The organism is Novosphingobium sp. Sphag1I (assembly GCF_056279125.1).
Map to the genome: position 1 here is coordinate 321,101 of NZ_JBWBQS010000002.1, position 24,001 is coordinate 345,101.

General features: G+C 59.2%; 18 protein-coding genes. 11 read left to right on the plus strand and 7 right to left on the minus strand.

The features are described 5' to 3' along the window. From ACZ9HU_RS03480 to ACZ9HU_RS03500, 5 genes are all read right to left on the minus strand, one after another. Complete coding sequence (locus ACZ9HU_RS03480) at positions 1-558, minus strand: sigma-70 family RNA polymerase sigma factor (RefSeq protein WP_476102346.1); 558 nt, start codon at positions 556-558, stop codon at positions 1-3. 35 nt (positions 559-593) lie between these two features. Next, complete coding sequence (locus ACZ9HU_RS03485; protein ID WP_476102348.1) at positions 594-1,835, minus strand: protein-disulfide reductase DsbD family protein; 1,242 nt, start codon at positions 1,833-1,835, stop codon at positions 594-596. A 54-nt stretch (positions 1,836-1,889) separates the two neighbouring features. Then, complete coding sequence (locus ACZ9HU_RS03490; protein ID WP_476102350.1) at positions 1,890-2,447, minus strand: peroxiredoxin; 558 nt, start codon at positions 2,445-2,447, stop codon at positions 1,890-1,892. A 261-nt stretch (positions 2,448-2,708) separates the two neighbouring features. After that, complete coding sequence (locus ACZ9HU_RS03495; protein WP_476102352.1) at positions 2,709-4,628, minus strand: amidase family protein; 1,920 nt, start codon at positions 4,626-4,628, stop codon at positions 2,709-2,711. A 280-nt stretch (positions 4,629-4,908) separates the two neighbouring features. Further along, complete coding sequence (locus ACZ9HU_RS03500; RefSeq protein WP_476102354.1) at positions 4,909-5,184, minus strand: HU family DNA-binding protein; 276 nt, start codon at positions 5,182-5,184, stop codon at positions 4,909-4,911. Between the two features lie 787 nt (positions 5,185-5,971). Here ACZ9HU_RS03500 and ACZ9HU_RS03505 point away from each other — a divergent pair. From ACZ9HU_RS03505 to ACZ9HU_RS03515, 3 genes are all read left to right on the plus strand, one after another. Next, complete coding sequence (locus ACZ9HU_RS03505) at positions 5,972-7,057, plus strand: RepB family plasmid replication initiator protein (protein WP_476102417.1); 1,086 nt, start codon at positions 5,972-5,974, stop codon at positions 7,055-7,057. 181 nt (positions 7,058-7,238) lie between these two features. Further along, positions 7,239-8,441: an AAA family ATPase gene (locus tag ACZ9HU_RS03510; RefSeq protein ID WP_476102356.1), complete on the plus strand. Its 1,203-nt coding sequence runs from the start codon at positions 7,239-7,241 to the stop codon at positions 8,439-8,441. A 45-nt stretch (positions 8,442-8,486) separates the two neighbouring features. Then, positions 8,487-9,530 carry a ParB/RepB/Spo0J family partition protein gene (locus ACZ9HU_RS03515; protein WP_476102358.1) on the plus strand — a complete coding sequence of 348 codons (1,044 nt, stop codon included), beginning with the start codon at positions 8,487-8,489 and terminating at the stop codon, positions 9,528-9,530. A 358-nt stretch (positions 9,531-9,888) separates the two neighbouring features. On the opposite strand, the gene ACZ9HU_RS03520 is transcribed toward ACZ9HU_RS03515, so the two are convergent. Further along, positions 9,889-11,799 carry a putative bifunctional diguanylate cyclase/phosphodiesterase gene (locus tag ACZ9HU_RS03520; RefSeq protein ID WP_476102360.1) on the minus strand — a complete coding sequence of 637 codons (1,911 nt, stop codon included), beginning with the start codon at positions 11,797-11,799 and terminating at the stop codon, positions 9,889-9,891. A 284-nt stretch (positions 11,800-12,083) separates the two neighbouring features. On the opposite strand from ACZ9HU_RS03520, the gene ACZ9HU_RS03525 reads away from it, so the two are divergent. Genes ACZ9HU_RS03525 through ACZ9HU_RS03555 form a run of 7 tightly spaced genes read left to right on the plus strand, consistent with a single transcriptional unit; the run spans position 12,084 to position 20,297 of the window. After that, entirely contained in the window at positions 12,084-13,619 is a 1,536-nt protein-coding gene (locus ACZ9HU_RS03525) for a methyl-accepting chemotaxis protein (RefSeq protein WP_476102362.1), read from the plus strand. 32 nt (positions 13,620-13,651) lie between these two features. After that, positions 13,652-14,095 carry a chemotaxis protein CheW gene (locus ACZ9HU_RS03530; protein ID WP_476102363.1) on the plus strand — a complete coding sequence of 148 codons (444 nt, stop codon included), beginning with the start codon at positions 13,652-13,654 and terminating at the stop codon, positions 14,093-14,095. Further along, complete coding sequence (locus ACZ9HU_RS03535) at positions 14,092-15,351, plus strand: CheR family methyltransferase (protein WP_476102365.1); 1,260 nt, start codon at positions 14,092-14,094, stop codon at positions 15,349-15,351. Before ACZ9HU_RS03530 ends, ACZ9HU_RS03535 begins: the two co-directional genes overlap by 4 nt. Continuing rightward, positions 15,348-16,004 (plus strand): chemotaxis protein CheW, encoded by a 657-nt coding sequence (locus ACZ9HU_RS03540; protein WP_476102367.1) that lies wholly within the window; start codon positions 15,348-15,350, stop codon positions 16,002-16,004. The genes ACZ9HU_RS03535 and ACZ9HU_RS03540 overlap by 4 nt, the downstream gene beginning before the upstream one ends. After that, positions 16,001-18,241, plus strand: a complete 2,241-nt coding sequence (locus ACZ9HU_RS03545) for a hybrid sensor histidine kinase/response regulator (RefSeq protein ID WP_476102369.1) — start codon at positions 16,001-16,003, stop codon at positions 18,239-18,241. The genes ACZ9HU_RS03540 and ACZ9HU_RS03545 overlap by 4 nt, the downstream gene beginning before the upstream one ends. Beyond that, complete coding sequence (gene cheB / locus ACZ9HU_RS03550) at positions 18,238-19,269, plus strand: chemotaxis-specific protein-glutamate methyltransferase CheB (protein WP_476102371.1); 1,032 nt, start codon at positions 18,238-18,240, stop codon at positions 19,267-19,269. Before ACZ9HU_RS03545 ends, cheB begins: the two co-directional genes overlap by 4 nt. Then, positions 19,266-20,297 (plus strand): diguanylate cyclase, encoded by a 1,032-nt coding sequence (locus ACZ9HU_RS03555; RefSeq protein WP_476102373.1) that lies wholly within the window; start codon positions 19,266-19,268, stop codon positions 20,295-20,297. The genes cheB and ACZ9HU_RS03555 overlap by 4 nt, the downstream gene beginning before the upstream one ends. Positions 20,298-20,367: 70 nt before the next feature. On the opposite strand, the gene ACZ9HU_RS03560 is transcribed toward ACZ9HU_RS03555, so the two are convergent. Next, the gene (locus ACZ9HU_RS03560) at positions 20,368-21,282 is read right to left on the minus strand and encodes an aldo/keto reductase (RefSeq protein ID WP_476102375.1); all 915 of its coding nucleotides are present in this window, start codon (positions 21,280-21,282) and stop codon (positions 20,368-20,370) included. Positions 21,283-21,724: 442 nt separating this feature from the next. Here ACZ9HU_RS03560 and ACZ9HU_RS03565 point away from each other — a divergent pair, with 442 nt between their 5' ends. Next, complete coding sequence (locus tag ACZ9HU_RS03565; RefSeq protein WP_476102377.1) at positions 21,725-23,962, plus strand: TonB-dependent receptor; 2,238 nt, start codon at positions 21,725-21,727, stop codon at positions 23,960-23,962. Positions 23,963-24,001 lie beyond the last annotated feature (39 nt).

The window sequence follows — 24,001 nt, forward strand, 5'->3', positions numbered from 1 at the left end:
TCAGGCATTTCCATCCTCTCTAAGCCGGGCCAAAGCGCGGTGGAGCAGCGATTTGACCGCCGAGACCGACATACGGCTTGCGCCTGCTGCCTCGTCCAGGCTCATCTCTTTCAGCTTGACCATTTCCACCATCATCCTTTGCCTCTGGGGCAATCGGCCCAGCAATCGTCCCACTTCACGTTCCTGGCCCCATGCCTCACCCGGATCATGGGCGGCATGGTCGGGGGCGGCGTCCATGGCGGCCTCGTCCATGATTTCAAACCGCCGGGCGCGGCCTGTCCGGCGCAGCCCGTCAATCGCGCGGCTTGTCGCAATGGCCGCCACCCACGGCATCAGTGGGCGCGCCGGATCATAGGTGTGACGCAAACGATGGATCGTCATCAACGTGTCCTGCAGCGCATCCTCGACCAGCGCTTCATCGAAAATCCGGCGTGCGACGATGCGCCGGATCGCCGGCACAATCGCGCGCAGCACCATGCGATAGGCCGCCTGATCGCCGTCCTGGGCACGGCGCATCCATTCGGGCCATTCCTCTTGCGGGGGGATTTCGCCGGACACGTTTGACCTATCTAACCCTTGGGCGGGGCTTGGGATCAAACCTTGCCACGCGCGGCCACCTCAAGGGCCTTGATGGCCAGATCCTTGGTCAAAACCTGCGGCAGGATGACAGGTTTGCCCCCTCTCGCCGGATAGACGAGGTAGAGCGGAAGCCCGGTTCGGCCAAGATCACTCATCGCTTTTTCGATTTCCGCATCATAATTGGTGGAGTCGGCAATCATAAAGGCTGTATCGGTTCGCGCTATCGCTTGTTTGAAATCGGGGGTCGAAAGAACCGCCTTTTCATTGACCTTGCAGGTCAGGCACCAAGCGGCTGAAAAGTCGACGAAAACTGGACGGCCTGCCGCCGTTTGCTGCGCCACCTGTTGTGGCGACCAGCGGATCGGGCGGTCACCATGGGCAACCGAGGCAACCGACTTGCCCGATGCCACCTCGAACGCCTGTCCCGGCATGGCAAAGGCGCCGCCAATCACCACAAGTCCAGCGACAGCGGCAAGCGTCAGCCCGCGTGCCGGTTTGCCCGACATCGCGCGGCGCTGGGCCAAGCCATAGATCCACGCACTGAACGCCAGCACCAACGCACAGCCAAGAATAAGGGGAAGCCCCGCCGAACCCGTCTGGGCATCGAGCACCCAGACCAGCCAAGCGGCGGCGGCCAACATCGGAAAAGCCAGCGCATGTTTAAGCGTGACCATCCACGGACCCGGCTTTGGCAATCGGCGCGCCAGGGCGGGCGAGAAACTGAGCAACGTAAAGGGCGCCGCCACCCCCACCGCCAGCGCGGCAAAGATCGCAAGTCCGGCAAGCGGCGGTTGCACCAGCGCATAGCCCAAGGCGCCCGCCATGAACGGCCCGGCACAGGGCGTGGCCACCACGACCGCCAGCGCGCCGGTCAAAGCCGCGCCCAGCAGGCCATCGCGCCCGCCCACGCTTTGTCCCGCGCGTTGCAGCCCAAGGCCCATTTCAAACAGGCCCATCAGATTGAGCGCCGACCCGATCATTACCAGCGCCAAGAGCGCCACGATCATCGGCGATTGCAATTGAAAGCCCCAGCCCACCGCCTCTCCACCGGCCCGCAGGGCAAGCAATACGCCAGCCAACGCCAGCATGGCCAACACGGAGCCTGCCATAAACGCCATGCCTTCACGGCGCAGGAGGGCCGGTTCGCCCCCCTGCCGCACGAGGCCGAACGCCTTTAACGATATGATCGGAAAGACGCAGGGCATGCAATTGAGGATCAACCCGCCCAGAAAAGCGGAAAGAATGGCCACCAGCATCAAAAGTCTCGCAACGACAGAGGGGCAACGACAGAGGAAAGGGCAATTCAGCGATCAGCCGTGCTTGGCTTTCCATTCGCGGACGGCGGCCATGGTCTTGTCGATATGGGCCTGCGGATTGCCGTCGGTATAGCTCATCAGGATCTTGCCATCGGGCGCGATCACAAAGGACGTGCGCTCGGACAGCAGGCGGTCCTTGAACGTCATCGTGGTCTTATATTCTGCGGCGATCTTGGCACCCGGATCGGCGGCGACGGCAAATTTGTCGCGGCATTCAACCTTGGAAAACTCGGCTACGCGTTCAACATTGCCTGCCGTCACGCCGACGACGGTTGCGCCCATCTTGCGGAAGCTGTCGGTGGATTCGGCAAAAAGATGCGCTTCAACGGTACAGCCGGGGGTAAAGGCCGCCGGGAAGAAATAGAGCACAACCGGCCCCTTGCGCAGCGTTTGATTGAGCGTGAAATGGAACGTCTTTCCGCCCTTTGCCGCCTCCAGCGAGAAATTGGGCGCGGCGCTGCCCGTGGGCAAGGCGGCGATGCCAGCGGTCGGAAGCGAGGCGGCAAGCAGCCCAAGCGTCAGCGAAAGGGCGAGGTTTTTCCGAAATTTCATCTGCTCTGCTCCAATACGAAATCGGTTGGAGGGGCCGGGCATCCCCGCGCCCCTCATATCCCGTTTCGCTGGAGGTCAGAGAAAAGTTGCGGTCAAAAAGCGTGCCTCGAAAAAAAATTTGCATAAGGTGATCGAGCCGAACCCAACAGCAGTTTCTGTTGTCGATTATGGTGCATCGCTCTGGATGGAATTTCATTTAAGATATTGATATATAGTGAAAATATAGTATGTCAAGGATAGTGATAATCCCATGGCCCGCTGTTATCCCCGGCGCTTCCGAAAAATGGCGGCCATCGCCGCAACCGCATGCTGCTCTGGCGCGATTACCGCAACCGGTCCTCCCAACGGCGACTGGGGCGTGAACAAGCGTAACACCAGGTGCCTTTCCGCCAAAGCCTGCCGTGCGGGCGCATCAAGCATCAGGCTGCCCTCACCCACCCTTCCCCGCGCGATCAGCATAGTGGCCAGTACCGGTCCCGGCTTGCCCTCGCCCATGCTGTGCAATGTCATGGCCGTGATCGCCGGGGCATGAACCGGCAAGTTCAATCGCAATACCGCAGTCGAAGGCGCGTAATTCAAGGAAACTCGGAACGCGCGCCCATGCCCATCGCTCACCTTTGCCGCATAGGTTTGGAGCGGTGGCGGCCCCTTCCCGGCGATCAACCGGGGCGTAGAAAAAGGCGCCATTCGAGGCTTTGCCGTCAATTCCCACGCCCGGCCCAACCAGAGCAGGCGCGCCTCAGACCAAGCCGGGCCCAACATTTCCATCCCGATCGGCAAGCCGTCGCGGGTAAATCCGGCGGGAAGAACGATCGCAGGTAACCCGGTTTGCGCGCTCAACCGGCAATTGCTGGCGGCCCCCTGATCATCGCTGCGGATCAGGGGTGGTTTGCGCAGGGTGGTTGGATAGATCAGCGCGTCAAGCCCCTGTGCAGCAAGGGACTGTTCCAGCAAAGCGCGCATACGCGCCTGATCGGCCAATGCGGCGCGATAGGCGGGCGCATCTCGGCCCGGATTGGCCTGTCGGTCATGCAATGGGCCATCGGATTCGGCATTGTCCATTCCGCCATTCAGGATCGCGCCGAGCGAACCCACCGGTGCGCCCGGGCGAGCGGCCAGATAGCGCGCAAGATCCTCGCGGAATTCGAACGGGATGACGGTTGAGCTACGCATCAGGGAGAGAAGTTCGGGCAGCCGCAATTCCACCACCTGTGCCCCAGCGCCGCGCAGTTTCGTGATGGCGGCGGCAAAGGTCTGTGCACCATCCTGATCCTCGGCCGCGTCACCCATTACGTCGCGCAGGAGCCCCAAACGCACGCCGGACAAGTTCGCCCCGCGCAAAGCAGCGCTGTAGCTGGCGGCACGGTGCGCCGCCGGATCCATCGTGACCGGGTCGGCAGGGTCGGCGCCAACGGTTGCATCCAGCAGCAGCGCCAGATCCTGAACATTTCGCGCAATTGGTGCGCCAATATCCTGGGTGTCGGACAAGGGCATGATACCGGCGCGGCTGGACAGGCCCCGCGTGCCCCGCAACGAAACCAAATTTTGATAGGCCGATGGGATCCGCAGCGACCCGCAGGTGTCCGTGCCAAGGCCGGCCGCCGCAAAGCTGGCGGCAACGCCAGCCCCTGTTCCCCCGCTCGATCCGCCGGGTGAGCGGCGCGGATCATACGGGTTGCGTGAATAGCCGGTCAGCGACGAGATTGTCCGCACCCCCAGCGCCAGTTCATGCATCGTGGTCTTGCCTAGAATGATCGCGCCGCCCGCGCGCAACCTCGTCACCAAAGCCGCATCACGCGGCGTCACCAATCCGGCCAGAGCCAGTGCCCCTCCTGATGTCGGCATATCGGCGGTGTCATAATTATCCTTGAGCAAAACGGGAATGCCATGCAGCGGGCCTCGTGCCCCCTTCTTCGTCCGTTCTGCATCCAGTGCTGCGGCCTCTGACATAGCATGCGGGTTCAGACGCAAAATGGCATTGAGCGCGGGGCCTTGCTGGTCATAGGCTTTAATACGGGCGAGATAGGCGCGCACAAGATCGCGCGAGGAATATTGGGCCGATGACAGACCGGACTGAAGCTCGGCAATGGAGGCTTCAAATACAACGTCCCTGGTACGGGACGGATGGAGGGCGGGCTTTGCCGTTGTCGCGTCGCCCAGCGTCAAGCTGGCAAGCAGCATGCCGGTCATTGCAAGGTTTTTTCCGCGCATCCTGAAACCATCCTTCGTGTGGAGAGGCATGGGCGGATCTGCGGGATTTGGAGAAGGAATGTCGATACGCGGAATTAAGGTGGCGTATCGTGTTCAGCCATCATCGCATTGGTGAGAGCGGTGAACTACCCGCTTTCTCGATAGGCGGCTGTGGGGAGCCGATTAGCAAAATTTGCGTGCTTGATTGCGCGATGCATTTCAGGTGTGGCCAGGCAGGGGAGCATTGCACCCCCCTGCCTGTTCCAATGGCTTAGCCGTTCAGCTTGTCCTTGACCGCCTTGGCAGCGGTGAAGCCCAGCTTCTTCGACGCGGCGATCTGGATCGTTTCACCGGTGGCAGGGTTACGGCCTTCACGGGCCGGGCTTTCCTTGACCTTGAACTTGCCAAAGCCGTTGAGCGAAATTTCATCGCCTTCAGCCGCTGCGTCGGTGATAGCGGCGAACACGGCATCAACATATTTGCGCGCGTCAGCCTTGGTGATGCCCTGCGAGGCAGCCAGCTTGTCGGCGAGATCGCTATTGTTCATCGTTTTGGTCCTTCAAGTGAAATTGGGTGGCCCCTGCTAATGCGTGTTTCGCCCGGGATCTATCGATTATTGGCGGTTTTTGGGGGTAAATGTTGCAGGCTTCCACAGTTTTGCGCTGATTTGACGGAAATTCGAGAAGGTTTGTCGTTGATGCCGTCGAAATTCCGGTGAGGTCACGGTTGGGTGCGTTCTCACGCTGATTGCTCGTTATACTCCCTTGTGCAGGTCTATTTGCGGAGGTCCTAAAATTGCAGCCCTGCAATTTTAGGCGCCGTTTGGCAAAAATCATATAGAATCAATTGCATAGGAGACGCACGGCGCCGCTTTTGCGGTGACGTGATGATTCAAGATTCTAATGATTCCTAATTCAGGCTTAGATTTCGTCGAAAATTCAATGACTTTCGATGACATTCCTGACCTAACGGGGGCTTCTGCCTGACCTCGTGGGGGATGTAACCTGTCCTTATGGGGGAGTTCGCCTGTCTGATTGGGGTATCCTGTCTTGATGGGGGCGAAGCGTTTATCCTAACGCTTTTTTTCTTAGATCGCCGATTTCCGGTTGTAATTGGGCGCGAGGGTGATCTCAAATTCGAATCAGTTTTGGGTTTAAATGTCCAATTTGTGGAGCCGCCCACTCTATCCTGTCCTTTTGGGGGCTATGCTGACCTGACTTGACCGCCTTGGTCAGGTCAGGCATCAGACTTGCAAACAAGGGCGCCGATTCATGGCTGAGGAAATGGAACTGGACATTGCCGAGGATGAAGGCAGCGCAGGCTCGGCGCGAGCCATGCGCGTGGCCGCTACCCTCGCCCGAAAAGGCGGCGATGAATTTGCCAAGCCCGGCAAATTGGTCGAGGTCCGTTTCGTCAAAGGTCAGTCACTCAGCCTGACCGCTTCACGTCTGCTGGCTTTGATGATCCTGACGGCGGGGGGCGATGCCTGGCGCGACACTTCGCATAAGTTGCGTAAGGCCGACATCCGGCGCGGACACAAAGGCAATGAGCGTATCGTTGATATGCTTGAGGAATTGCACCGCACGCTGTTTGCCGAGGATGACACGTCCTGGCGCGGGCGCAAGGCAACCAAGCGTTTCAGCCTGATTGAGTCGTCCTGGGAAGAAGTTGAGGAGGGCGATCGCGAAACCGGTTGGATCGAATGGCGTTTTACCCCCGATGCCCGTCGTTTGATTCAGGAATCTCAGACTTATTCGGTGATGAATCGCCAGGCTGTTCTGGGTTTCCGCTCCGCTTACGCGCTCAAGCTTTATGAAGAGGGGGCCTTGCGCCTGCACCGCCGGCAGCCGATCTGGCGCGTTGATATTCTGGGTCTTCGTGCGGCCTTGGGGATCGACCCTGATAAGTATGGTGATTTTGCCCAGTTGCGCCGAAAGGTGCTGACCGTGGCGAAATCGGAGATTGATCAACTGGCCCATTACAACCTTGAATGGAAAGAGATCAGGCGGGGCAGGGCGGTGGCCGAGATCGAGTTCCGTTTCGTGCCCAAGGACGCTCCGGCGCAGATCCAGACCGTGGGTGAGCTGGAGCGCCATTCCACAGGCCGCAAGGCGCGCCGCGAAGGTGATATCGAAGTGCTTGCCCTCGCGACAGAAATTCCGACAAAGCCCAAGCGGGTTACCGCCCAGCCATCGACGCCATGGGAGAAGTTTCCGGACGGTTCTTTGCGCTATGGCTCGTCTGAGGAAGTCTTTCGCGACGTCGCGCTGCGTTATGGCGGGGGTTGGGATATGGATGTGATCGCCGACGCTTACCGGCAACAGATGGGGGACCGTCTCGGCGCCTTGCGCGGGGCCAAGCTGGAAAAGTCGTGGCGCGGCTTTTGTGAAGCCTTCCTTGCGCGGCGGGGCCGTCCCTAACAGCAATTGCAGCCCTGCAATTTGCGGGGGAAGGGGGCAAAAGTCGCCCCCATAAGGTCAGGATAGACCCATCCATTTGCGCTCTGAATGGCGCGGAATTCCTTACTTTCGAATTATGCGTTGCGCTTGACGAAAAAGTGAAAATCAGGCAGGTGCTTCTTAACTTTCGAAAGGAGCACAAATGGCTTCCGCGCTAGACGAAGTTCGTATGGAAGAAGCGCTTGATGTGGCCGCTCTGGCCGACCGCTCTTCCCAGGTTTTGGAACGTCTCCGATCTTCTGCACGCAGCATGCGGGCCGAAGAAAGGCGCGAACCTTCCTTTCCCATCGGCAAGGCCGCCGAACTGGTTGGCCGCACGACCGCCGCGATTCGCGAGGCGGAAAGCGATGGCCGCCTTGAAGCACCGCCGCGCGGGGATAACAACCGCCGTTTGGGCTACACGTTGGCCCAACTCAACGACATGCGCGGCACTTTTGGCACACGGCCATGGCGCGCGCCCGAAGACCCGTGCTCCATTCTGGCGGTCCAGAACTTCAAGGGCGGCGTGGGCAAGTCAACGCTCTCGGTCCATCTGGCGCAATATCTGGCCATCCACGGCTATCGCGTCTTGTTGATCGACTGCGACAGTCAGGCCTCGGCAACGACCCTGTTTGGCTATGTGCCCGACCTCGATCTGGGTGAGGAGGACACACTTTATCCTTTCCTGCGGGAAGGGGAGCGCGCGACGCTGGAATATGCGATCAAGAAGACCCATTTTGACGGGCTGGACTTGATCCCGGCCAACCTGCGCCTGTTCCAGTCAGAATATGAATTGGCCGCCCGTATGGCGCGAGGGCAGGGGGCTTTGCTCAACCGCCTGTCGCAGGGGATCCAGTCGGTGCAGGATCTTTATGACGTGGTGATCCTTGATCCGCCGCCGGCTCTGGGCGCGATTTCTTTGTCGGTTTTGCGTGCCGCCAATGCGCTGGTGGTGCCGGTTCCGCCGACGGTGATGGACTTTTCCTCAACCGCGGCATTTCTGGCGATGCTGGATGAAACGATTCAGGATCTTCAGCAATATGACCTTGCGCCGCAATTGGCCTTTTTGCGCTTCGTCGCGTCCAAGGTTGATGAGAACAAGTCGATGCAGCGCGGTTTGCTCGATCTGATGCGTCAGCTTTATGGCAATGCGATGATCCGCACCCCGCTCAAGGATTCGGCAGAAATCGACAATGCTACGGCCCGTCTGATGACCGTTTACGAATTGTCCGGCCCGATGACCAGCAAGCAGGTGCGCGATCGCTGCCTGACCTATCTGGACGGTGTTTGTGGGGAAATTGAGGTCGATATTCGCCGGACATGGCCCAGCCATCTGGCCCGTTTGCGCAAGGAAGGATTGGCGTAATGCGCCAAAATTGCAGCCCTGCAATTTGTGAAGGGAACTTGTAAGATGAGCTCGAAAAACAAGAGCTTCATGGCCGATCTGGTGTCGGTCGTTGAACCGGCCGCCGATGCCAACAATCGCCCTTCGCGTTTGGGCGTTGGTGTGCTTTCGGGCCGCAACAACCGGCTTGCGGAATTGGCTTCGGGATCGGTCGTCAACAATCCGCAGGAATTGGTTGACCCAGAACGTTGCCGCATCTGGGAAAGGCATAATCGTGATTATGCCGCACTCAACGAGGCGCGTTGTTCGGATCTGATCGAAAGCATTCTTGCGCAGGGCAAGCAGGAAGTTCCCGCGATTGTGCGCCGGGTGCATAATCACCCCGACTACGATTATGAGGTCATTTGCGGGGCGCGCCGTCACTGGTGCGTCAAATGGTTGCGCGCCAATAATCATCCGGAAATCCGCTATCTGGTGGAAATCCGCGATCTGACCGATGAACAGGCGTTCCGCGTTTCGGACCTTGAAAACCGGGCGCGTGAAGACCTGAGCGATATCGAGCGGGCGCGTGATTATCTTCAGGCGCTGGGCCTTTATTACAACGGTCGCCAAAAGGACATGGCCAAGCGTTTGAACCAGTCGGAAGCATGGCTTAGCCGCTATCTCGATCTGGCGCGTTTGCCACAGGACATCCTCAACTCCTTTGCCGACCCTTTCGAACTGAAAATTTCACACATCGGCGCCATCAAACCTTTGCTGAAAGAAGATGATTGCCGCGCGGTTGTTCTGGCCGAAGCGCGCCGTATTCGTGCAGCCCGCGATGCGGGTGAAGACGATTTGCCCGCGACGGTGCCCGATATCATCCGTGCCTTTGGAGTGGTGGCGAACAAGGAAGCCGATGCGCGCAAGAAATCAGCCTTGGTCAAAGCCCCCAAGAAGTCAGGATCGGACCAGATTATCCTGAGAAATGGGGAGGGTGTTCCTTTGTTGCGGATCGAAGGCAAGGATCGCAAGGCCATCAGCCTGACCCTTTTCCCGCGGGAAGGGGGGAGCAAGGAAGAGGTCGAATTGGCGCTGCGCGACCTTTTGGATCGTTACTGGGACGCTTGAAATTGCACACCGCTCCAGCTTGCCTCGCGAGGGCCGGGTGGAGCGGTTGGTGACGCAATGGAACAAAATCAATCTGTGCGCTAAATAGCATCATCACCACCCAACAATATGGGCTTTTGCGCCTCGAACGCCCGCCATGTCGTCAATAGAATGAATAAAAACGGTTCAGGCGATAGATCGGGTGAAGTGAAAAATCTTGGAGGCCGTGTGGGGCAGGGCCTGTTGTCCTGACCTTGCCGGAAAAGCAAAAGCAGGACGCTGGAGAGATCCGCAGAGGCGAGGACTTCCTATCCTGACTTTTTGGGGGCGTCGCCGAAGCCAATATTCCAGCTATTCAACAGCACGTGTATTGACGCGATTAACGCCCAAAACCAATCCTGTGTTGGGTAGATTGATCCCTATCCGCTGAGGCAGATACAGTCGAAACGGCAGGCTTGCTTGGCGTCACCTGACGCAACGGCATAGGAGCTGCTTGCCGACCACTTTGCGCATGCTGGATCAACAAGCGCGCGGTTTCGGAACGATCGACCGCCGGAGAGAACAGATAGCCCTGACCAAAGGGACAACCCATTTCGCTCAATCGGGTGGCCTGATCGGCATGTTCGATCCCTTCGGCGGTGACGGTCGCCCCTCTTTTTCGGGCGATGGCCAATAGCGCGGCGATGATCGTGCTGCTGAGGTCATCGACGGTCAGCCGGTCGATGAAACTCTTGTCGATCTTGATACTGTCAAAAGGAAAGTCGAGCAGGTGGGTCAGCGAAGCATAGCCGGTGCCGAAATCATCAAGTGAAATACGAATACCATGTTGGCGCAGGGTTGCGATGGTCTGGGCCATGGCGCGGTCGTGACGGTCGATATAGACGCTTTCGTTGACCTCCAGTACTAACCGTCCGATCAGATCGCAGTCGCCCGCAAAAGCGTCCATGATGACCGGCAGCAGACGCCCGCCGCGCAGATCGGTCGCCGTGACATTGACCGCCATCGTGACCGGCGGAATGCCCGCATCGCGCCACATGCGCAAATCGGCCGCCACCATTTCCAGCATCACACGGGTCAATTCGCTGGCCACGCCCGGTGCGATGGTGGCTTCGGCAAAAGCGCCGGCCGGGATGATCGCGCCTTCGGGCGTCATCATCCGGCATAGGGCCTCTAACGCGACAATGCGGCGGTCGCTAAGACTGACGATAGGTTGATACCATGCGCGCAATCGCCCCTCACTGATTGCGGCCTGCAGCGTAGAGATCGAGGAAAGGCGGGCGGCCAGCGGGTCACTCATTTCCTGAGTATAGGCCATATAACCACCGCGATTGGCCAATTTGGCGCGATAGAGCGCGTGATCGGCATTGCGGGCGGTTGTGACGGCATTGGCATCATTTATGGACAGTGCCGCAAAGCCTATAGTTGCTTCTGGAATGATGGAAAATGACGCAAAATCAATTGGTTCGGTGATTTCCGCCAAAACCGAATCTGCAAAATCGCTCAGCGAGTTTAACCGTTCCGGCGCCACGATCAGGATCGCAAAACCATCACCGCCAATCCGAAACACTCGGTCCGGCGCGGCCAGTCGGGCCATCCGTGCTGCGCATTCCTGCAGCATAAGATCACCTGCGCCATGGCCGAATGTGTCATTGGTGGTTTTCAGATTGTCCAGGTCGATGATCATGATTGCCCATGCGCCCGGCGTATCGCAATCCAGATGGGCCAGCGTCTGATCAAACCCGCGGCGATTGGGCAGATCGGTCAACGCATCCATATTGGCGCTGCGTTCACGTTCGGCGATCCGTAAATGGCGCGCCATCGCCAGATCGCAAAGATGGATACAGATATCGACAAGACGCCGTTCTTCGGGAGACGGTCCCCGGCATTCACGGAAATAGAGCGCAAAAGTGGCCAGAACCAGACCTGAAGGATCCAGAATAGGCGAGGACCAGCATGCGCGAAGGCCCAGCGGCAGCACCGCATCCTTGTAATTGGCCCAGCGCGGATCGGTGGCGATGTCATGCACCTCAACCGGCGCGCGAATATAGGCTGCGGTTCCGCATGATCCGATATTGGGGCCGATGGCAATATTGTCGAGCGCCGCGCTGTATGTCATCGGCAGGCTCGGTGCGGCCAGTGGATGCATCATGCCGCCGCGATCCACGCTCAGAACCGAGCAGATGACGTGGGGGAAATTGGTTTCGAACGCGCGGCACAAATGTTCCATCACCCGGTCGAGCGAGTCGCCGCGTGCGATGTGTTCCAGCGTGGTAACCCTGAGATCAATCACTCGGGCATCCTTCGCAAACGGGCTTTGTTGCCCTGAATTGACGTATGCAGAGTATCGGCAGGGGATTAATCAATTCCTTCTATTGCGCGTCGCGAAAGTGCGCAAATAAGCAAAAATTAAGATTCTTGACCGGACGCGCCTGAAATTAAGGCGCTTTTAACCACAACGGACAAATATGGATCATGTTCGGGTTTTCCCCGATCAGGCGCGTTTATTACGCGCGCCGGGGCCCCTTTGTTTCATTCAGGCGCGGTTACCGGCGCTTGCGCTTCGTGAGTGTCGTCATGGTAAAGTTGAATATACGCACCCTTATTCTGGCCGGATTTGCCGGTATTCTGGCCACGATCCTGGGGGTGGGGCTTTACGCCCATTCAAGGCTGGCCGAAACGGAAAGCCATACCACTGCGCTCAGTTCCGATGCGGTGGCGGGCATGTATCAGAGCAGCCTGTTAAAGAACGCTTTGGTCAATGATTATCTGCGGGATCGACAGGGGGCCGAGGGTAAGATTTCGTCGGTGGAACCGTTGTATCCGGCCTTTGAGGCGACGATTTTCACCGCTGAGGATCGTGAGGCTTTTGATCAGTTCAAGAGCGACTATGCCGCTTATCGCACAGCTCTCGATGGTCCGGCCGATGTGCTGCAGGCGCGTTTCAGGACTGTGTTCGAGGACGCCAGCGCGTTGACGCAGGGTAATCACAAGCGGGGATTGGTAAAGATCGGCGAGATCCAGAAGCAGATCGTCTCGCTGCAAAACTCTCTGAATATGGGCTTTCTGGTTGCTCTGGGCGTGGCACTTCTGGCGGGCTATTTCCTGATGAGCGTCATCATTCCGCCGCTTAAGCGTCTGACGGGCCTGATGGATACGATGCGAGAGGGCGATTTTACCCAGCGCATGCCCATTCTGCGCGATGATGAACTGGGCGACCTGAGCGATGGTTTCAACCGCATGGCCGATGAGGTCATGCAATTGGTTGGCCATGTCCAGCGTTCGGGCATCCGGGTCAGCACGTCGATGACCGAAATTGCCGCCACGTCAAAACAGCAACAGGCCACCGCCGCCGAAGTGGCCGCCACAACGACCCAGATCGGCGCAACATCGCGTGAAATCGCCGTTACGTCCAAGGAATTGGTGCGCACCATGACCGACGTTGCCTCGGTTTCCGAAGCCGCCGCGGCTCTGGCGGCGGGCGGGCGCAGCGGTTTGGTCGAAATGGAGGAAACCATGGCGCAGGTCATGGAGGCGGCCAATTCGATCAATTCCAAGCTGGCGATCCTCAACGAAAAGGCAGGCGATATCAATCAGGTGGTAACCACCATCACCAAAGTGGCCGACCAGACCAACCTGCTTTCGTTGAACGCTGCGATCGAGGCGGAAAAGGCGGGCGAGTATGGGCGCGGCTTTGCCGTGGTTTCGTCGGAAATCCGACGTTTGGCCGATCAGACCGCCGTCGCCACCTATGACATCGAACAAATGGTCAAGGATATCCAGTCCGCCGTTTCGGCCAGTGTGATGGGCATGGACAAGTTTTCCGAGGAAGTGCGCCGCGGCATGCATGACGTTCATGCCATTGGCGACAAATTCTCGGATATTATCATGCAGGTACAGGCGCTGGCCCCGCGTTTTGAAAGCGTGAACGAAGGGATGCAGACGCAGGCCACGGGCGCCGAGCAGATCAGCGAAGCGCTGGTGCAATTGAGCGAGGCGACACAGCAGACGGTCGAATCCCTGCGCCAATCGACCTCGGCGATTGAGGAACTCAATCATGTTTCCACCAATCTGCATGGCAGCATCGCCCGTTTCAAACTGACGCCGGCATAAAGAGGGGCGCATAGCGACAGGACCTGCGACAGATGCTTTTCCTCCATTTCCGCATCGGTGAGGGCAATTTCGCACTGGCGGCGGATCGCATTGTCGAGATCGTCCCGCTGGCCCCGCTGTGCCAGATCCGTTCGGGGGCCGATACGGTCGGTCTGCCCACGGATCTGACCTTTGAATATCGGGGGCAATTCGTGCCGGTGGTGGACCTTTGCCAATTGGACCTTGGGCGGCCTGCACGTCGCAGGCTGAGCACGCGGATCATCGTCGTGCGCGATCCTGCGGGGCGGGGCGGCTTGTTGGGCATGATCGCGGAGAACGCGACGACAATGCTGCATTGCGATCCGGCTGATTTTGCGCCCTTTGCCAAAGGGCCAGAAGGATTTGTGCAACGCGTTGATCTGCCCGATCTGCTACCCCCCGCCTTTCTGGAAAATGCCTTGCGGCTTGGCGCCATGGGCGAGGGGCAGGGAGGATGAGCGACACCCGATTCGCCCAATTATTGGAACATGTCATAGGGTTGAGCGCGGCAACCATCGGCCCCAGCGCCATCAGCCGCGCGGTCGATGCCCGTCGCCGTGACCATGGCAATTGCAATCCGGATGCCTATTGGATGCTGCTCCAACGTTCATCGGAAGAATTGCAGCAATTGGTCGAAGCCGTCGTTGTGCCGGAAACGTGGTTTTTCCGCAATGCACAGGCTTTCGACGCGATGGTGCAGGACGTCCTGCTGCCCAAATTGCGCGCCGATCCCATGGCACAGGTCCGCTTGCTCAGCCTGCCATGTTCGAGCGGCGAGGAGGCCTATACGATGGCTATGGCCTTGATCGACGCTGGCATCCCTGCGTCTCGTTTCTGTATCGAGGCGATTGATATCAGCCAGCAAGCCATCGATCAGGCGCGGGCCGGCGTCTATGGCCGCAATTCCTTTCGCGGACAGGATCTGGCGTTTCGCGACCGCTATTTTCGTCCCGTGGCGCGGGGATGGGCACTGCGTGATGATGTGCGCGCCACGGTCCGTTTCAGTCAGGGCAATATCTTTTCCCCCAGCTTTTTGGTGCAGGCGCAGGGTTTTGATGTCATTTTCTGTCGCAACCTGCTGATTTATTTTGACCCCATTCGTCAAAAGCAGGCGATTGCCGTGCTGGGGCGCGTGTTGAAGGACGACGGCACTCTGTTTGTGGGCCATTCCGAAGCCGGGCTGATGCGCAGCGAAGGCTTTGCCTCGGCTGGTTTGGCCATGGCCTTTGCCTTTCAAAAAACCGTTGCCCAACCGGCATTGGGTGAACCCAAAGCGCAATTGGCCGCCTTTATCCCGGCGTCGCGCCATCGAACGCCCGCGCCGCCGCTCCGCCGCATGATGGTGACGCCAGCGGCAAGGCGGGATCGTCAATCGCCCGCTATCGTGACACAGAGCGTCTCGCCCCCGGATCTTCGCACCCTGCGCCGGATGGCCGACGATGGCCGGTTGGACGAGGCCGAACGCGGTTGTCATGCCCATATTCGGGCCAAGGGTGCATCGGCTGATGCCTTGCTCTTGCTGGCCCTGATCAGCGATGCATCGGGTCAGGGCAAGGTGGCCGCGCATTACTACCGCAAGGCGCTCTATCTGGACCCGGACAATGTTGAGGCGCTGGGTCATCTGGCGCTTTTGCTGCGCCGTGAAGGGGATCATGTCGGGGCGCAGCGTCTGGATGATCGTCTGCGCCGCCGCGATGATCGGAAAAACGTATGACGCAGGATTTTACCACGGGCCAACCGGTCATTGATGCCTGCTGGAAACGGATCGGCGTACAGGGTGATAAATCCTGCGCCGAATTGCCGCGCCATTCGCATTGCCGCAACTGTCCGCGCTTTTCCCATGCGGCGGCCCTGCTGCTTGACCGCGATTTGCCCGCCGATCATGACGCCGCGCCCGTCGCTCGATTGGGTGAGGACAGCGGGATCGGCAGCGGGGAATCGCTGATGGTCTTTCGCCTTGGCGCGGAATGGTTTGCGCTGCCCACGCTGGTTCTGGACGAGATCATACGCCATCGGCCTATCCATTCCTTGCCCCACCGCAACCATCCGGGGCTGTTGGGGCTGGTCAATGTGCGCGGGGAATTGGTGATCTGCGTGTCTCTGGCCCAGTTGCTGGTTGGGGCAATGCCGGTGACGGACGGTGGGCGTCTGGTCGTGCTGCGTCAGGACAATAGGCGTTTGGCCTTTCCCGTGGATGAGGTGCGCCACATGCGGTTTCACGATGATGGCCATATGCGCCCGGTTCCCGCGACACTGGCGCGCAGCGCCACGACCTTTACCCGCGGCCTCTTGGGGTGGGAGGGGCATCAGGTCGGCCGCCTTGACGAGGCGCTGGTCTTTGCCGCGATGGAGCGGTTTTTGGCATGAACGGCATCGATCCCTCCTCGCTTTCGCTGCGTGATCTGTTTCGGATTGAGGCGGAGGAGCAGACCAAAGTCCTGACCGACGCCTTGCTGGCGCTGGAAAAAGACCCTGAACAGGCCGAGATGCTGGAAAGCTGTATGCGCGCCGCCCATTCGTTAAAAGGCGCGGCGCGGATTGTCGGCATCCATCCCGCGGTCACCGTCGCCCATGCGATGGAGGACCTGTTTGTGATGGCGCAGGCGGGGCAATTGCGTCTTGTCCCGGCCCAAATCGACGTCCTGCTCAGCGGGGTTGACCTGCTTTCCTCCCTGGCGCGTCAGCCTGAGCCGAAAAGCGGCTTTGATGATGCCATTTGGCAGGAGGACGCGGAACGCTTTGTCGCGACGCTCAAATCCGCCCCGATGGCAAAGGGGGATGATGCCCCGAATATGGCGATTGTACCGGCTGCCGCCTTGGTTGAAACGCCCGCCATCCCGGAAAAAATGGGCGAGGCACAGGATCGCGCGCTTCGGGTCAGTGCCGAAAACCTCAATCGCCTGCTCGACATGGCCGGGGAATCTTTGATTGAAACCCGGCGTCTTGCCCCGCTTGAACAATCCTTGCTGCGTCTCAAACGGATGCAGCAACAGGCGGTTCATGCGCTCGAAGCCTTGCAGGCCGCCTTGCCCGCCGACATGCTGGACGAAAAGGCGCGCCTCGCGCTGGCGGAGACCCGCCGGCGTCTGCTCGATTGCCGCCGTCAATTGTCGGGCGGCATGGAAGAACTGGAGCAATCCAACCACCGCACCACCAATTTGGCCCATCGGCTGTATAATCAGGCCTTGATGGTGCGCATGCGTCCTTTTGCCGACGGGATGACGGGCTTTCCGCGCATGGTGCGCGATCTGGCGCGGGAATTGGGTAAACAGGTCCGTTTTGAAATTCAGGGCGAGCGCACACAGGTTGACCGCGACATTCTGGAAAAGCTGGATGCGCCGCTGGGCCATTTGCTGCGCAATGCGCTGGACCATGGCATGGAAAGCCCGCAGGAGCGCCGCACCGCAGGCAAGAGCGAGGAAGGCGTGATCCGCGTTGAGGCCAGCCACCACGCGGGCGCCCTGCAGATCATCGTGTCCGACGACGGGCGCGGAATCGACCCCGAAACCATCCGCGCCGCCATTGTTGCGCGTGGTTTGGCGGGCGCGGAAACCGCCCAGCGGTTGAGCGAGAGCGAATTGCTGGAATTTCTGTTCCTGCCCGGCTTTACCATGAAGCAGAATGTGACCGAGATTTCCGGCCGCGGCGTCGGTCTGGACAGCGTGCAGGACATGATCCGTCAGGTGCGGGGCCGCGTCCGCGTCCTCTCTCGCGCCGGGCAGGGCACGAGTTTCCGGCTGGAATTGCCGCTCACCCTGTCGGTCGTGCGGGCGCTTCTGGTGGAAATCGGGGGCGAGCCCTATGCCTTCCCCTTTGCCCATATTGCCGGTGCATTAAAGGTTACGCCCCAGCAACTGCGCAAGGTCGAAGGGCGTCAGCATATCGACATCGATGGCGAGGCGGTCGGTCTGGTGGGCGCGCATCAGGTGTTGGGCTGTGGGGCGGTGGACAGCGCGGCGGATGAATTATGTGTCGTCTTGCTTGGCGCGGCGGGACAGAGATTTGCCGTGGCGGTTGACCGCTTTTTGGGCGGGCGCGAATTGGTGGTGCAACCCCTCGATCCGCGTTTGGGCAAGATCAAGGATATCAGCGCGGCATCGTTGACCGAGGATGGCGCGCCGTTGTTGATCGTCGATGTTGAGGACATGCTGCGGTCGCTGGAAAAACTGGCCTCGGCCGATCGTCTGGCCCATGTCGGGCATCACGGCGCAGTGGTGGCCGGGGGGCGCCGCAAGCGTGTATTGGTGGTCGACGATTCCTTCACCGTGCGTGAATTGCAACGCAAATTGCTCGACCATCATGGCTATGAGGTCGAAGTGGCGGTTGATGGCATGGATGGCTGGAATGCACTGCGTGGCGGGGGTTTCGATCTGGTGGTCAGTGATATTGACATGCCGCGCATGGATGGCATCGAATTGGTGCGCCGCATCCGACAGGACCCGTCCTTGCAGGCCATGCCGGTGATGATCCTGTCCTATAAGGACCGTGAAGAGGACCGGATGCGCGGATTGGAAGTCGGGGCGGATTATTACCTGACCAAGGGCAGTTTCCAGAATGACGCGCTGATTGACGCGGTGATTGACCTGATCGGTGAAGCGGCATGAGGATCGGCATCGTCAACGACATGCCGCTGGCTATCGAGGCGTTGCGGCGGGTTCTGGCACAGGCGCCGCAGCATCAGGTGATATGGACCGCCGCCGATGGCGTAGAGGCGGTGGCGTTGGCCACACGCGACCGGCCCGATATCATCCTGATGGACCTGATCATGCCCCGCATGAACGGGGTTGAGGCCACGCGCCGGATCATGGCGCAGGCGCCTTGCGCCATATTGGTGGTGACAGCCGATGTTGACACCCATGCCGCCCTGGTTTTCGCTGCGATGGGCAATGGCGCGCTGGATGCGGTTGATACGCCGCTGTTGGGCCATGATGCGCCCGCAGGCCGCCATCCCCTGCTGAACAAGATCGAGAATGTCGGGCGGTTGATCCAGGTGGATAATGTCACCACCGCGTTTAAGGCCAGTCATCCGACCAACATGACGACCAACCGACTGATCGCGATTGGCGCATCGGCGGGTGGACCGGCTGCGCTGGCCGCCATTCTCAAGGGGTTGCCCGCGCAATTCCCCGCCGGGATTGTCATTGTCCAGCATGTTGACGCCCGCTTTGCCGCCGGTTTGGCCCATTGGCTGGATGACCAAAGCGCGTTGACGGTTCGTTTGGCGCAGGAGGGGGACCATGTCCGCCCCGGCAACGTGCTGGTGGCGGGAACCGATCAGCATCTGGTGTTCATATCGCCTGACCGTCTGGGTTATTCCAGCGAGCCTTCGGACCATACCTATCGACCATCGATCGACGTCTTTTTCCGCAGCGCGGGTCAGTTTTGGCCTGGCGCGATGACAGGCGTTCTTTTGACCGGCATGGGCGCCGATGGTGCGCGAGGTCTTAAGGAATTGCGTGATAAAGGTCATTATACAATTGCACAAAATCAGGAGACTTGTGCAGTTTATGGTATGCCCAAGGCGGCGGTTCAAATGGACGCCGCCAAAGAGATATTGCCATTAGACCAAATTGCCCGCCGGTTGATGGAAATTCCCGGCATGAAAATATCGACGAAAGGATTGTCACAATGAGTCTTCCGATCACGGACAGTCCCGAATTAAATGATCCCGAACCGCTGGTGGGCCAGTCGATCATGGTCCTGCTGGTCGATGATCAGATCATGGTGGGCGAGGCGGTGCGGCGTGCATTGCTGGAGGAAGAGGGGATTGAATTCCACTATTGCTCGAACCCGGTCGATGCTCTTGCCATTGCGCGCAAGGTGCAACCTACCGTGATCCTTCAGGATCTGGTTATGCCGTCGGTCAACGGGCTGGATCTGGTGCGGCAATATCGCGCCGATCCGCATACCCGATCGACCCCGATCATCGTTTTGTCGACCAAGGAAGAAGCCAGCGTCAAGAGCGAGGCTTTTCGCGCCGGGGCCAATGATTACCTTGTGAAATTGCCCGACCGCATCGAATTGATCGCGCGCATACGCTATCACTCGGCGGCCTATCTTTCGCAGATCCAGCGCGATGAGGCCTATCGCGCGCTGCGCAAGAGCCAGCAGGAGTTGATGCAGGCCAATTTCGAACTGCAACGGCTGACCAATGTCGACGGCCTGACGGGGTTGAGCAATCGGCGCTATTTCGACGAATATTTCGAGACCGAATGGCGTCAGGCCGCGCGCGAACGGCATCCTTTGTCGCTGCTGATCATCGATATCGATCATTTCAAACAGTATAACGACACCTATGGCCATCTGGCCGGTGACGAAGTGTTGCGCGCAGTGGCGCAGACCGTCCAGCGAACCTATCGCCGCCCCAAGGATCTGGTGGTCCGTTTGGGGGGAGAGGAATTTGTCGTGGTCCTGCCCGCAACGCCCTTGGCGGACCTGCCTATGTTGGCCCAGCGCGTGGTGGATGCGATCATCGCACTGGATTTGCCGCATAAATCATCACCCGTGATCAACCGGGTCAGTATCAGCGTGGGCGGCGCGTCATGCCTGCCGGGCCGTGAGGACAGGCGCATGATGTTGTTGGAGGCGGCCGACAAGGCCCTGTATCAAGCCAAGCGCGAGGGCCGCAATCGCGCCGTAATCCAGCCCGAAGAGGGATGAGGGCCTGCGTTTTAGCACCGCAAGCGCGTCGGAATGGATTGGCAGAGTTGCAACACGGCGGCGCAGGGGATTAGGGCATCCGTTCGCCGCGACCTGCTTCTAGCACGCCATACCATTCGCCCCGGCTCCATTCGACCTTGAACGCATCGGCGGAAGCCCCGATGCGTTCCGGGTTTTGCGTGCCGACAATGGGGATGATCCGCGCAGGATGGGCCATAACCCATGACAGCGCGGCGGCGGCGGCATCCACGCCGAATTTGGCCCCCTGTGCCGACAGCAGTTTTGCCGCCGGGTGATCGCCGGCCACCAGCGCTCCGCCGCCCAGCGGCGACCATGCAAGAACGGACAGATCACGCGCCATTGCCTGATCCAGCGTGCCGTCATAGAGCGGATGATAGCGCAGCGCCGAAAATTCCGGCTGGGTTGAAACCAGTGGGAAGGGCAAAAAGGCCTGAAGCGCCTCGACCTCTGCCGGGCTGTAATTCGATACGCCAATATGGCCCACCTTGCCCGTTTCGACGATGGCGATAAGAGCGGCGGCCACATCGCGCGGGTGCGAAAGGAAATCGCGGCGGTGGATCTGGTAAAGCTCGACCGTTTCCACGCCCAACCGTTCGAGCGAAGCATCGACCGCCTTGGTCAGATAATCGATCGAGGAATTGTAGGGCCAGCCCGGCCAGATTCCGCCCTTGGTGGCGATAACCATACGCGCGCGCAGATCAGGGCGAGCGGCCAGCGCCTTGCCCAACAGCAATTCGGCGCCGCCAAAGCCGATGGGTTCGCCTGCGCCGTAAATGTCGGCGGTGTCAAACAGGGTAATCCCGGCATCAAGCGCGGCCTCGATCCGGGCGATGATCGCCCCGACATCATCCTTTCCATCCGGGCTGGCCAATCGCCACATGCCCCAGGCGAGGGGGGAAACGTGCAATCCGCTCTTGCCCAAAGGCACAGGGTCGCGGGCTATCGAGATGATTGGATCAGACATGGGTGCTCTATGGCGCAAAGTGTGAGGGCAGGAAAGGGCAATGGTTTTACCAATCCACGATGGCCAAGAGCATGGGAGTCAAGGCGAGGAAATCGGGCGCTCTTTGTTGAAGGAGACAGGGGCAATGATTGGTTGATCAGGCCAATCTGTACAGATTTCGCCTGACCTATGCCGAGTTGATACGTGATATTGCCTATGCCTACCGTTTGATCACGAGGATGAAGCCCTTTTCTAGATTTCATCTTCGGGTGCGACGCATCGTAGAGAAGGCCTGCGCGAAAGGCGGAATTGACTGCTAAACGGCTACAATCATTTCGTTTTTGCCCGCCAAATGACCAAACGTACATTTTGTGTCAAACCGGTATTGCATCTGGTCAGGCCATTAGGTAAAACCTTCTTCGAACAAAAGGGACGAGTCAGTCCGCTATAATCAGGGGATGGTATGAAAAGCTTCCACAACTCGGTGTGCGTCGCGGCTTTGGCGACGGCAATTGGTCTGGTGGCATCGCCGGCTTTTGCGCAATCGGGCGGGCCCAAGGCAGCGGACTCGGGCGAAATCATCGTGACCGCGCAAAAGCGTGCCGAAAATGTCCAGAACGTTCCGCTGGCCGTTTCCGTGCTGGGTGCAAGCCAGCTGCAAGCCGCCGGTGTGCGCCAGTTTCAGGACCTTGGTGCGGTATCGCCCTCGCTGACGATCCGTCCGGCGGAACACCCGGTCAATGCCAACGTGTCGCTGCGCGGCGTGGGCACGTTTGCCTTTGGCATCGGCGTTGAACCCAGCGTGGCCGTGATGGTCGACGAAGTGCCGCTGGCGTTTCAGGCGCGCGCCTTTACCGATCTGCCGGATGTGGAGCGCATCGAAGTCCTGCGCGGTCCGCAATCGACCCTTTATGGCAAGGCGGCCTCGGCTGGTCTGATCAATATCATTACCCGCAACCCGACCGACACGTTGAAGGTTCGCGCCAACGCCAATGTCACCACCGACAATGAATATGGCGGCAATGTCAGCATTTCCGGCCCGATCAGCCCGACGGTAGGCTATGTCTTTTCGGCGGCCTATTCCAAGTGGGACGGTAATGTCCGCAATCTTTACAATGGGCAAAAGCTGAACGGGCGTGAGGCCGTCAACCTGCGCGGCAAGATCCGTTGGGAACCGACCAGCGATGCCAAGCTGACGCTGTCGCTCAATTACATGAACGGCAACACCAATGTCGGCCGTCCGATCATTGCGCAGGCCGCGGGTGCGAATTTCCGCGGCACGGCGGGGCAAACCATCAATGTCGTGCTGCCCGGTGTCGTTCCCGGCCTGAACAATCAGAATACCAGCATCAACTATACTTCGCGCACCAAATATCAGGGCGGTGGCGGCAATCTGCGCGGCGAATTTTCGCTGGGCGATTATTCGCTGGTGACCATCACCTCCTATGACAAATTCCGTTTGGACGACTATTTCGATTCCGACGAAACGTCCTCGCCGCTGGTAGCGTTTAACAATATCCAGACCGGCACGTTCAAATCGACGCTGTTTACACAGGAAGTCCGCCTCCTCTCCGATGGCAGCAAGCCGTTCCACTATACGGTTGGCGCCTATTACGCGAATGTGGACTTTGAACGTCCGTTCTATCGCGGTCCGGTTATTGCGACCCAAAACTGGTACGCGACTTCAAAATCCAGCCAGATCGCAGCCTTTGTTCAGGCCGATTGGCAATTCATGCCCAAAGCAACGCTGACTGGCGGCGGGCGTGTGCAGAATGAAAAGATCGGCTACACGTTCAACGATATTCAGGCAAACAACGCCCGCTTCAACGGCAGCGCAGAGGATACCGCTGCAACCTATCGCATCAGCGCACGTTATGAATTTACCCCGCGCATCAATGTTTTTGTGACCTATTCCACTGGTTACAAGGGGCAAACTTATGACCTGACCTCTGGTTTCAATCAGGGGCGCGCCGATGCTGGACCGATCAAGCCGGAAACCTCGCGCGATATCGAATTCGGCGTTCGCAGCCAGTTGTTTGACCGTAAGGTCACGTTGAACGTCACCTATTTCGACACGACTTACAAAAACCTTCAGGCCCAGACGATCGAAACCGTCGGAGGGCTTCAGAACTTTCGCTTGACCAATGTGGGCAAGCTTGGCACGCACGGGTTTGAAATTGACGCGGGCTATCGTCCTAACAGCACGTTTAATTTCAACACTTCGCTTGCCATTCTGGACGCCAAATATCTCGATTATCCTGTGGCTCAGTGTTTTGCTGGACAAACCGCCGCACAGGGCTGCGTCGCCGGCACGCCTTCCAGCCAGAACCTGACCGGGACGCAGGCTGTGCAGGCGCCTAAGTTCAAGATGTCGCTGACCGCTGAATATACGCCCCAGATCACCGACAAGCTGCGTGGTTTGGCCCAGATCAATGTTCAGCATCAGAGCAGTGTTTTCTATGCCGCCCGCGATCCCCAGACTTTCCAAAAGTCCTATGAGATCGTGAATTTCAACCTTGGTATCCGCGACGAGAATCGCCGCTGGGAAGTGGCTGCTTTCGTCAACAACCTGTTTGATCAACAATATTACCCTGCGTTGATCAACAATAACGGCAGCTGGGGGGGCGGCATGACGACGCAGGCCGTCCTGCCGCGCGACTTCCGTCGCTATGGAGGGATCCGCGCCAGCCTGAACTTCTGATCCGGACAGGCCGGACGGTTGGACAAACCGCCCGGCCTT

What these genes read in the sequence shown, in the direction of transcription:
- ACZ9HU_RS03485 (WP_476102348.1), bottom strand. Translation starts at nt 1,835, where the DNA reads ATGCTGGTGGCCATTCTTTCCGCTTTTCTGGGCGGGTTGATCCTCAAT.
- ACZ9HU_RS03490 (WP_476102350.1), bottom strand. Translation starts at nt 2,447, where the DNA reads ATGAAATTTCGGAAAAACCTCGCCCTTTCGCTGACGCTTGGGCTGCTT.
- ACZ9HU_RS03495 (WP_476102352.1), bottom strand. Translation starts at nt 4,628, where the DNA reads ATGCTGCTTGCCAGCTTGACGCTGGGCGACGCGACAACGGCAAAGCCC.
- ACZ9HU_RS03500 (WP_476102354.1), bottom strand. Translation starts at nt 5,184, where the DNA reads ATGAACAATAGCGATCTCGCCGACAAGCTGGCTGCCTCGCAGGGCATC.
- ACZ9HU_RS03505 (WP_476102417.1), top strand. Translation starts at nt 5,972, where the DNA reads ATGCGCGTGGCCGCTACCCTCGCCCGAAAAGGCGGCGATGAATTTGCC.
- ACZ9HU_RS03510 (WP_476102356.1), top strand. Translation starts at nt 7,239, where the DNA reads ATGGCTTCCGCGCTAGACGAAGTTCGTATGGAAGAAGCGCTTGATGTG.
- ACZ9HU_RS03515 (WP_476102358.1), top strand. Translation starts at nt 8,487, where the DNA reads ATGAGCTCGAAAAACAAGAGCTTCATGGCCGATCTGGTGTCGGTCGTT.
- ACZ9HU_RS03525 (WP_476102362.1), top strand. Translation starts at nt 12,084, where the DNA reads ATGGTAAAGTTGAATATACGCACCCTTATTCTGGCCGGATTTGCCGGT.
- ACZ9HU_RS03530 (WP_476102363.1), top strand. Translation starts at nt 13,652, where the DNA reads ATGCTTTTCCTCCATTTCCGCATCGGTGAGGGCAATTTCGCACTGGCG.
- ACZ9HU_RS03535 (WP_476102365.1), top strand. Translation starts at nt 14,092, where the DNA reads ATGAGCGACACCCGATTCGCCCAATTATTGGAACATGTCATAGGGTTG.
- ACZ9HU_RS03540 (WP_476102367.1), top strand. Translation starts at nt 15,348, where the DNA reads ATGACGCAGGATTTTACCACGGGCCAACCGGTCATTGATGCCTGCTGG.
- ACZ9HU_RS03545 (WP_476102369.1), top strand. Translation starts at nt 16,001, where the DNA reads ATGAACGGCATCGATCCCTCCTCGCTTTCGCTGCGTGATCTGTTTCGG.
- cheB (WP_476102371.1), top strand. Translation starts at nt 18,238, where the DNA reads ATGAGGATCGGCATCGTCAACGACATGCCGCTGGCTATCGAGGCGTTG.
- ACZ9HU_RS03555 (WP_476102373.1), top strand. Translation starts at nt 19,266, where the DNA reads ATGAGTCTTCCGATCACGGACAGTCCCGAATTAAATGATCCCGAACCG.
- ACZ9HU_RS03560 (WP_476102375.1), bottom strand. Translation starts at nt 21,282, where the DNA reads ATGTCTGATCCAATCATCTCGATAGCCCGCGACCCTGTGCCTTTGGGC.
- ACZ9HU_RS03565 (WP_476102377.1), top strand. Translation starts at nt 21,725, where the DNA reads ATGAAAAGCTTCCACAACTCGGTGTGCGTCGCGGCTTTGGCGACGGCA.